10 protein-coding genes and 1 pseudogene are annotated in these 9,406 nt (G+C 46.3%); 2 read left to right on the forward strand and 9 right to left on the reverse strand.

What is annotated here, in order from left to right:
- Positions 1 to 3: 3 nt before the first annotated feature.
- Positions 4 to 1,503, forward strand: a complete 1,500-nt coding sequence (locus FH749_12620; GenBank protein ID MTI96299.1) for a hypothetical protein — start codon at positions 4 to 6, stop codon at positions 1,501 to 1,503.
- Positions 1,504 to 1,655: 152 nt separating this feature from the next.
- Here FH749_12620 and FH749_12625 read toward each other — a convergent pair whose 3' ends face one another.
- The 3 genes from FH749_12625 to FH749_12635 form a co-directional block, all read right to left on the reverse strand.
- Positions 1,656 to 2,081, reverse strand: a complete 426-nt coding sequence (locus FH749_12625) for a hypothetical protein (GenBank protein ID MTI96300.1) — start codon at positions 2,079 to 2,081, stop codon at positions 1,656 to 1,658.
- Between the two features lie 227 nt (positions 2,082 to 2,308).
- A complete protein-coding gene (locus FH749_12630; GenBank protein ID MTI96301.1) occupies positions 2,309 to 2,575 on the reverse strand; it encodes a hypothetical protein in 267 nt (88 codons plus the stop codon).
- An 83-nt stretch (positions 2,576 to 2,658) separates the two neighbouring features.
- Positions 2,659 to 3,093: an NUDIX hydrolase gene (locus tag FH749_12635; protein MTI96302.1), complete on the reverse strand. Its 435-nt coding sequence runs from the start codon at positions 3,091 to 3,093 to the stop codon at positions 2,659 to 2,661.
- A 395-nt stretch (positions 3,094 to 3,488) separates the two neighbouring features.
- On the opposite strand from FH749_12635, the gene FH749_12640 reads away from it, so the two are divergent.
- On the forward strand, positions 3,489 to 4,409 hold the full coding sequence (locus tag FH749_12640; GenBank protein MTI96303.1) for a GNAT family N-acetyltransferase: 921 nt from the start codon (positions 3,489 to 3,491) through the stop codon (positions 4,407 to 4,409).
- A gap of 180 nt (positions 4,410 to 4,589) precedes the next feature.
- Here the strand turns inward: FH749_12640 and FH749_12645 are convergent, their stop codons facing one another.
- The 6 genes and pseudogenes from FH749_12645 to FH749_12670 form a co-directional block, all read right to left on the reverse strand.
- Entirely contained in the window at positions 4,590 to 5,180 is a 591-nt protein-coding gene (locus FH749_12645; protein ID MTI96304.1) for a VWA domain-containing protein, read from the reverse strand.
- A gap of 315 nt (positions 5,181 to 5,495) precedes the next feature.
- On the reverse strand, positions 5,496 to 5,705 hold the full coding sequence (locus FH749_12650) for a hypothetical protein (GenBank protein MTI96305.1): 210 nt from the start codon (positions 5,703 to 5,705) through the stop codon (positions 5,496 to 5,498).
- 153 nt (positions 5,706 to 5,858) lie between these two features.
- Positions 5,859 to 6,587, reverse strand: a complete 729-nt coding sequence (locus FH749_12655) for an SIS domain-containing protein (GenBank protein MTI96306.1) — start codon at positions 6,585 to 6,587, stop codon at positions 5,859 to 5,861.
- Positions 6,580 to 7,308 (reverse strand): creatininase family protein, encoded by a 729-nt coding sequence (locus tag FH749_12660; GenBank protein MTI96307.1) that lies wholly within the window; start codon positions 7,306 to 7,308, stop codon positions 6,580 to 6,582. Before FH749_12660 ends, FH749_12655 begins: the two co-directional genes overlap by 8 nt.
- Positions 7,305 to 8,237 carry a phosphotriesterase-related protein gene (locus tag FH749_12665; protein MTI96308.1) on the reverse strand — a complete coding sequence of 311 codons (933 nt, stop codon included), beginning with the start codon at positions 8,235 to 8,237 and terminating at the stop codon, positions 7,305 to 7,307. Before FH749_12665 ends, FH749_12660 begins: the two co-directional genes overlap by 4 nt.
- A 47-nt stretch (positions 8,238 to 8,284) precedes the next feature.
- Positions 8,285 to 9,217, reverse strand: a pseudogene (locus FH749_12670) (PTS ascorbate transporter subunit IIC).
- Positions 9,218 to 9,406: the final 189 nt, after the last annotated feature.

A 9,406-nucleotide genomic window follows, 5' to 3' on the forward strand; every position in this document is an offset into this window, starting at 1 on the left:
GAAATGTGTGCATTGAATTGCAGGATATTACTATCTAAGCTTCTAATTTTCTCCCTACTGGGAATGACCCTGGGTGCGCTGCTTCTGGGCTGTGATACAGAAACCGAGTTTTCCTCCGGGCTCCCCCTGGAAGTCCTGGGTGATGTAGAAAGCCCACTCAGCATTAACAGTTTGAGTGAAGCGCCAGATACCCTGAAGCTAGATTACCGGGAGCAAACGATTGAGGTGACCCCCCTGGAGCAACTCGTTCTTGAGGCTGAACCCCATGGGCAAGAATTTGAAATCCTCTTTACTGCCCATGATGGATTCAGCGTCCTAATTAGCAATGATAACATCTCGGAAAGCTACTTGGCCTTAAATAAAGAAAATGGCTGGGAGGCGATTAATCTCAACCATCCGGTAAGCAGCAATATCAAGAACATCAAGGAGATTGTTATCGTCTCCCATGATTTGCCCATAAACAGTCAATTTCACATCATTGAACCCGGGAGAAATATCTCAAGCCTCTCGGTGGGTGAACTGTATAAGAACGGATACACAGTAATCCCCAGCGAGCGTGGAACAGCGTCCGTGGATTATGAGGGTGAAGAACTACTGGCCACATCCTTCTACCGGCGCAAAGTAATAGATATCGAAAGCTATGTCAACCTGGCCGGCCGCGATTCCATCGCTGTTGTCGGCGAAAAGGGAGAAATGGAGCCATTGCGCCAGGACGGGAGCTTCGTCCTAAACAAGAACAGCCTCGATTACATGGTTGGTAGTGAGGTTATCATCTCCCGGACCATTGGGATTGTCCTCAATCCTCCCGACAGAGTTATCACCAGTGTCTATCAAGATGCCAAAGACTCTCTTGACCAAGGAGTACCGATTCTTGTGATTATGGTTGACGGGCTTGGCCATCATCAATATCAGTATGCCAGTGGACTTGGCTACACTCCCTTCCTAGACACATTGCCGAAACCGGAAATTGCGATGTCCGCATATCCTTCAGTTACCCCGGTTAACATGGCGGCCTCGCTGAGCGGTGAATTGCCAGATGTCAATGGCGTTTATAGGAGAGGCATCAGGCAGTTGAAAGTGCCAACGATATTTGCCTACTCTAACGAGCAAGGGAAGTCTTCTTCCGCAGTTATTGGCCCAATCGGCACAATTGAGTTGGAGATTGGCCCGATCTACTCGGTGGACCGGAACGAAGACGGCAGCACTGACGATGATAAGACGGTAAACGCACTGGAAATTATCGCTGACGGACACGATTTTCTGTACGTCCACTTCAAAGACGTGGACAGCACCGGTCATGAGTACGGTGACCTCCATGAAAATACCCTTGAGGCCATTCGAGGCAATGATGAGTACATCCAGCAGCTGGTCAGCAACTGGCAAGGCAGGGTTCTCATCTACTCTGACCACGGGATGTATGCGACAAAAACCGGAGGCGACCACGGGGCCCTGGTCACCGAGAGCATGTTCACCCCTTACTGGCTGTTTGACACAGACAAATAATTTAAAAGACCTGAAGGGCACACCTTCAGGTCTTTGTATTCCTTCTTATTAGTCGAAGGCCAAATCAATTCCTACCTGAATCAGATTTCAATGGGTTTATCACAACAAACTGGACAACAGCCTGTCATAGATTAGATGAATTGACATGATCATCAAACTGTATATCTGGTGTGCCAGCTATTAGGGAAAGAAAGCTGATTGCCATAAATATAACGAATAAGCTGACCATGGTGCTGAACCTCGTGCTCCAATAGCGAGATAACAAACTTCAACTTTTTCTCACTGAGTTCCTCTGTGCCAAGGTATTCCAGGAGCTTGTCAGCACTCCTATTCAGGCTTTCCATAACCAAGTCTTTAGAAGTTGTTTCCCGCAATGAGCAGGTGAAGCCCTCCCATTGTCCGCTTACTATCGCCCTGCTGTAGCTTTCTCTAGCGCCAATAATGCACCAGAGCTGCTGGCCGATGGTATTAGATGGCAGATTGCCCAATCTCAGTTTAAGGTTATCTTCGGATAAATGCTGAACCAGGTCAGCCGTAAGGGTAAATACATCCCGCAGTCGCTGAGTTAAGATTTGCATCAGGTTCTCTCCTTTCTCCTATTCACCATTGGCTCCTGCCACTGTATTGGGATACCGGCCTCGCTCATCATGCAGTTCAAATAGCCCACATGGTGCTGGATATGCCGAATCTGGCTGAGGATAATGTCCAGATTAGTGACTTTGTCATAAAACCAGTATGGCTCTAACAGCTTACCCTCGATAGCACAAAAGAAAGCGTCTGCCCGCTCCCGCACTTCTTCGGCGAATTAAAGCACTTCTTCTTTTGTCAGACAGTCAGCGGGAATAGTCTTTAGCTCAGCAACTGCCTCTCCCAGCCGAGGTTCCTGAAATGGCGAACCCATCGGCCGAAACCAAACCCAGGAACCGGCCAAGGTATGGTAGATAATCTGCCAAGGGGGAGGCCCCTGGCTTTTTTCGTCCCAGAGTTGATCGGGGCAAAGCTCAACTATCCTTATAAGCATGTCCAGACAAGGTACATAATGGTGCTTCTGAATCAGTCGGATTTCATTCATCTTGTTGCTCCTCTCCATTATGGTCTTTTCAGATAATCTAATAACCCTTTCCTGCTTGGGGTAGCTCATCAAATCAGTATAGATTACAATGTTTTGAGTATATTTTCGGCCCGTGATTCAAGCTCGGGTAAAGCATTAAGAGGAAAGTATTTTAACTCCAAGCTTTCATCATCAATGGGAGCTAGCACCCCGCTTACTTTAGATGCCTCAAAGAGAACAATCACTGTATGGACCTGGTCGCCATTGGGGTATACAAAGAAAAACTCGGGACCTGAGAAGACGTTTACGAGCTTTAACTCTCCTGCTCTCAGGCCAGTCTCTTCGATTAGCTCCCGCCGGGCTGCTTGCTCCAAGCTTTCTCCCAGCTCCAAGCTACCGCCAGGAAGTCCCCAGGTTCCCGTGTCAGATCTGCGTTGGAGAAGGATTTCTTCCAGATTTCTGACTAATATTGTGGCTCCAACGATAATTATTGGCCGATTGCCAATAAGGCTGCGTAGTTCCTTAATGTAGTCACTCATTGTATTCCTCCCAAAGCTTCTCAGGATAAATTGCTTCGAAATAGCAATCCAATTCATAAATTAAAATTAACCTAATTAATATATTCTGTTTGAATATAAAAACACCTCTAAGCAAAAAAGTACCCCTGGATTGAAAAATTATCTCTTCCTTACGGGGTTTAACCCCTCCTGTTACTGGGGGAGGGGAGAAATCTATTGACCGTCCGCGAGCGGAGCATCGAGCCAGCTAATTGTTAAACCGGCTGCATCATGATCTGTTCCGTTACATCAATGTTAAATGCACTAAATATTCCCCACTCGCTTGAAAAGGCATGGTATATTGACAAGGGGGCGCTTTCGGAACTTTTTGACATGAAATTTTATGCTCCCTCAAGACATGTCATTAGTATTTAGAGATGGTAATGCATTCAAAGTACATTTCAAGCATGGGAGATGATTCAATGATCCGAGACTACACCAATAAAGATGTTGAAGCAATAATAAAGCTCTTCGATTTACATACTAAACTTACAGAAGCTGAAGCAGAATCGAAGCGAAAAGAATTAGAGGCTGGTGCAAAAGTTCTAGTTTATCAGGACGACGATGAAGTTAAAGGAATCTGTTCTCTTACCTTTTGGAATCACCCGGAATTAGGCAGCTGCGCAGAAATTATCATGTCCGCGGAAGCTGGACCCGGCTTCAAAGAGCGGGCTGAAGCATTATGGGAACATGCTCAGGCTCCTTTAAAAGAAAAGGCAGTAGTTTATCTGATTACCAATTATAATCAAAGCCAGGTCCATTGGCAGGAATTTTACTCGGATAAAGGACTTGAGAAGTGGTTCAGCCTTCATGGGATGATTTATAAAGGCGAAGCATTCGCAGAAACGAATTTAACAGTACGAAATTATGAGGCAAGTGATTTTGACACATATCATACCATTATGGGCGAGTGCTTTAGCCCAATGAGAGAAGCTAATGATATCAAGCCTTATAATACCTTCAAAGACGTGACCCCTGAGAAAGCTGAAAAGATGAAAAAAGCAGCGCTGGAAATGAAAGATAATATATACATGTTTTATGATGATGAGAAATTTGTGGGGTCTTCAATGCTTCAGGACGAAGAAATTGATGATTTATTTGTTGTGCCTGATTATCAGGGTCAGGGCTATGGCAGAAAGATTATGGAAGCCACTTTAAACCTGGCAATGCAAAAAAACCTTGCTAAAATTACTTTGGGAGTAGTCGCTTGGAATACACAGGCGGTTAAGCTTTATACAAGTCTCGGGTTTGAGATTTATCAAACTTTTGAGTTCAACCGGGCCAGGTCTTGGAGATGATGCAGGCAGTTGAATATCAAGAAATAAGGCACAATCTCACTGATAATAAGATGGTCAGCATGAGCGCTTGGACTTTCGGCATGGAATCACTACAAATAAAAATGCTCCCCCTCCATCCGCAGGCGCTTTTTTTTTCGCCTAGCAACTTCTAGGGGAGCATTTCAGCTAGCTGCTCCTACTTTACTTATTTCCCTTGCGACTATGCTCGACCTTTTCCGAAACACATTCCATCAGATCTAAGATTCCGGCAGAGCTTGCTTTAAAGGCAATCGCATTGTCTGTATCTATGCCAATATTTGCAGCAACAGTGGCTGTATCAATATTGGCGCCAAAGAACAGGAACTCCCAGCCATACTTATCCCGTTGGTGAGCTATCATCTCCTTGACTCGCTTGCCGGAGAACTCCCGGCTGCTATTCTCTGCCCCATCAGTGGTGATAATCATAATGACCTTACCCGGGCGCTCTGCTTCCGGTATCCGGGCCAGACGCGTCCCTACGTCGAGAATAGTCTTACCGACAGCATCGTAGAGCGCAGTCATTCCCCGAACGAAATATTGTTCCGGGGTAAGTCTAGCCCGGGATACATCCACACCGTTATAAAGAATCTCATACTGGTCATCAAAAAGGACTGTAGTGATATGAGTATCCCCCGTGAGTTTCTTCTGCTTTTCCAGGAAACCGTTGTAACCGCCAATGGTATCAGACTCCAAGCCACCCATTGACCCGCTGCGATCGAGAATAAAGATAACCTCTGTAAGACTTTTATGCATAGCTTTCCTTCCTTTCATTTGTTTCTTGCCCCGATTATAATAGAATCACAGCTAAGAAAGGTCGCCGGGCAGGCGACATTTAGGGAGGGGACAATAATGCTGTCCAAAGCTATTTTAGAGGAACTAAAGCAATATATTGACGGACCATCAAGTTAGCATAACCATTAGGATGTAACTACAGGAATGTATAAGCTCGCCCACTATCCTTGAGAAAGACTCGGGACTAGACACATATATCAGGGGACGGAAAAAGCCAGGCTTCACAAAGACCTTGCTGCATATGATCGATGCCCAAAGCTGCAAGGACAGCGAAATTTACACCAAGGCTGGATTAGACCGGCGGCATTTCTCTAAAATCCGCTCCAACCCCGTAATTATTATCCACCGCCAGCGGATCTTAAGTTCATCATCTGGATCTCCGGGAGGATAGACTTCCAGATCAAATTCATAAGCTCGTTCATAGCCAGTGGTAGGAAACCACTTTGAATAAATCCGTGTATTTAGGTCGTGAATTGCGTTAGGCATCGGCCCCACTGATCTACACCAATAACCAACTCATATTTTTCCTTAAAAATTACATTTCTAAAAGCAATAAACCTCCTCCCAAGCCCTGTTATAAGGCTTTAGAGGAGGTTTCCACTTCATTAACCGTTATAGTCAAGAATAAGTCTTGTGAACTTAGAGATGTTTAATCATTTGCCGATACTTAGCTAGGGTTTTCTCATTTTTCTCACTGCCGCCATCTATGTTGCCGCTTATCAACACTGGCGGTTCGAAGCCTTGTTTTGTTAACAGCGACAGGGTTTCTGCCAGGATAGCATTAATTATAAATGCTCCGACAATTGTAGAGCCGGGGATAGCCCGAAAGGCACCGTAATCCAATAGAGCATCTCCATAATCAACGCCACTGTCAATAACTATATCAGCCACTTGGTGAAGGTTTTTTCCAGAACTATGACGGGAGCTAACCCGGGTGGAGTAGGCCATGGAAGTAACTGCGATTACCGTCAGTCCCTTTTCCCGGGCATAGAGGGCGGCATCTACGGGCACCGGGTTGCGCCCAGAGGTGGAGAACACTGTAAAGATGTCTCCGGCCTGCAAATTATACTGATCTAAAACAAAGGGGGCGTAATTTTCTTGTTTTTCCATATGCGAACTTTTGACTCCCCCATGCTGAACCATTAGCCCGGGGTCAAAAATCGGGTTCATACAGGCTAGGCCCCCGGCGCGATAGAATACTTCTTCGCAAAGCATTAGCGAATGACCGCAGCCAAAGTAATGGAGAATTTTGTCCTCCTTGATTGCATTGGCCTTACATTGTGCAACTTTTTTAATTACCTGCAGTTGGGAGTCGTTTGTATTCTTAAGCATCACCGAGATGCGGCTGTAATAAGTCTGACTATCCATTATTATCCCTCCGATACTGTTGATATATTTTAATCATTGTGTGAACAATTCCGTTGAGAATAGTGTCGCCCTTGCATTTAGTAGCAGCCGTGGCATCACCCAAGACTCCACTCTTGGTCACATCTTCCCAGCGGACAGGCGTATAGTCAAACCAAATCGGGAAGTCCGGGTATTCTTTGACCGCTAAATCCATGTCCACATGTTCAGGGGCGATGGACAGCATCATCGATGTTTCGGTCTCATCTGCATGCATGTATGAAGGATGGCACCAGGATGTATCCGTGACAGCACTTGCGTGTTTTTTAAGTTCAGGATGCGTAAATGTCATAGTCTTAATTGTAGAGGCTTGGGCCAGCTCACGGGCTGCGGCTTTCATGGAGCCCAAGTTACCGTAATGGCTGTTCACTATCACCAGGTACCGAACTCCTTGTCTGTCCAGACTCATGGCGATATCAACTAGGATGTCTGTCAATGTTTGTTCACGTAAACTGAGGGTGCCGGGAAAGTTGGCCGTAGACCATACTTGGCCGTAGGGGAGAGTGGGCAACAAAAAGGCGTTGACCTGCTGGGCAAAAGTTGCGGCCAGCCAACTGGCGATATAGTTATCAGTGGCTAAGGGAAGGTGGGGGCCATGGCCTTCCAGGGCACCAATTGGCAGTACTGCTGTGTCCTTCTCAACCAGTGCTTGCCGGAATGCAAACATACTGAGATTTTCCATCATTGCCTCCAGGTTAGGGCTTGGTGTGAGTTTTCCCTAATCATCCGATCAGCCATTGCCGGATCGAGACCATTAGCCGCAAATTCATGATGAAGGCGGGGTATAAATTTGCTGATTAGAAAACGGAACCCCGGTCCTCCACCGTAGGCTTCCAGGTAAGACTGACGGGCCATGTCACCGGAAATAACTATCTGTTTGTCAAAACCTGCTTTCACCAATCCGATTATTGCATCTACCCGTGCCTGATCCGGGTAGTATTTAATTTTCGAAGGACCGTCGAACTCCACATAAGCGCCTCGGGCAGCAATTTCATTCATCACATAGCGGTCAATATTTCTGTCAGCATGGGCAATAATCACTTGGTTTAAATTTACCCCCAATGATTCCATCAATGTCAGTTGCTCAAGAGGCATGGTGCCTGCTTCAGTATGGGCGGCAATCGGTGCGCCGGTTTCCTTGTGGGCGATTGCCGCCGCAGTTATTACCTTCCTTTCGTCGGTGCTAATTGTATTATAACCGGTGCCAACTTTAATCAAGCCAGCCTTGTAGTCTGTGCCCTCAATCCCAACGGTCAGCTCACTAATCATCCAGTGGGCGATAACATCCGTGGTGGATTGACTCACCCATTCAGGGAAGAACAATCCTTTATTAAAACCGGTTGTGACTACTAGGTTAACGCCGGTCATTTTTGCAATCCTGGCTTGGGCATGAATGTTGCGCCCATAGTCCACGGCGGTCATATCCACCAAAGTGTTGCCGCCAGCGGCTAGAAATATCTCGACTTCCCTGGCTGATGCCTGTAAATCTTGCAAAACCAGATCGGGATCTTGCTTTTGTAGCCAGAGGGGTGGCTCAGACAATAGGTGCTCATGAATATAGGTGATGCCAAGATCATTGGGAGTCACTTGTTTGTTGATAGTTTGGACAAACATCTTATCCCTCCTGTAGAAAAGAGGGGGGTAGCCCCCCCTCAGAATAATTAGAAGATCATGCTAAATAGGTTGGTCACCCAGCGGAGAATACCGCCAAAGATAAACATGTCGGTGTCGCCTCCCCAGAGGATGAAGTCTGAGACTGTGGTAGGTGTAGCCAGGGTAACAAAAACCGCCTGCCCGACAGAGATGATTATACCTGTGATTATACCGGCAACCACAGCTCCCCGAATACCACCTGTAGCATTGCCAAACACCCCAGCTGCAGCAGCATGGAAGAATAAGGCAATCATTGGCGGCACAAACACATAAATGCCGTTAAAGCCCATAACCACCATGGCGATAATTACAGTGATAAACGATGCGCCAAAGCCGATGATTGTCGCCACGGGTGCAAAAGGAAAGACAATTGGACAGTCCAAAGCAGGTTTAGCGTCGGGAACAATTTTGGTTGCAAAACCTTTAAAGGCTGGGACAATCTCTGCTATTAACAGCTTGACGCCAAAGAGTACAATTGCAATACCGCCGCCAAAGGTTAATCCCTGCATAATACCATAAATGATGTAGTTGATTTCTCCGGAAAATTCTCCGACAATAGATGGACCTGCCAGGATAGAACCGAGGGCGTAAAAAATGCCCATGACCAGAACAATAATTACGTTGCTATCCTTGAGGAAACCAAGACTTTTAGGAACTTTGATGCTCTCCGTACTTTGTTCGGGGTTGCCTACCCATTTGCCTACAACTGCACCCAACCAGGCAGCAAAGGAGACTGTGTGCCCCAGAGCGATATTATCCTTACCGGTTACCTTTTTCATATACTTATGCACATAGGCAGGCTGCAAGGTCCAGTAAAGGCCCACAAGGATCGAGCCGAAGAGCAAAATTTTCCACTGCTCAAATTGGAGCCCAAATGACTCAACAAAAATGCCTGCGACCACAAAGCATACCCAAAACATCATATGCCCTGTAAGGTAGATAACTCAAGTTTCGCACACCCAAAACCCTGCTGACCTCCTGAAGTAACTAGGTAAGTCAGCATTAAATTGGCCATAAAGCTCCCTAATGTGCTCCTGATTTAGTCTAGCCCTGCTCATGACATATACAGCGAATAGGCTGACCAATAATTGAAGAGCAGCAGTGAATGTTATGTCTTGCAGCTCATCGCA

Source organism: Bacillota bacterium (assembly GCA_009711825.1).
In the GTDB taxonomy this organism is placed as follows: Bacteria; Bacillota; Proteinivoracia; order UBA4975; family VEMY01; genus VEMY01.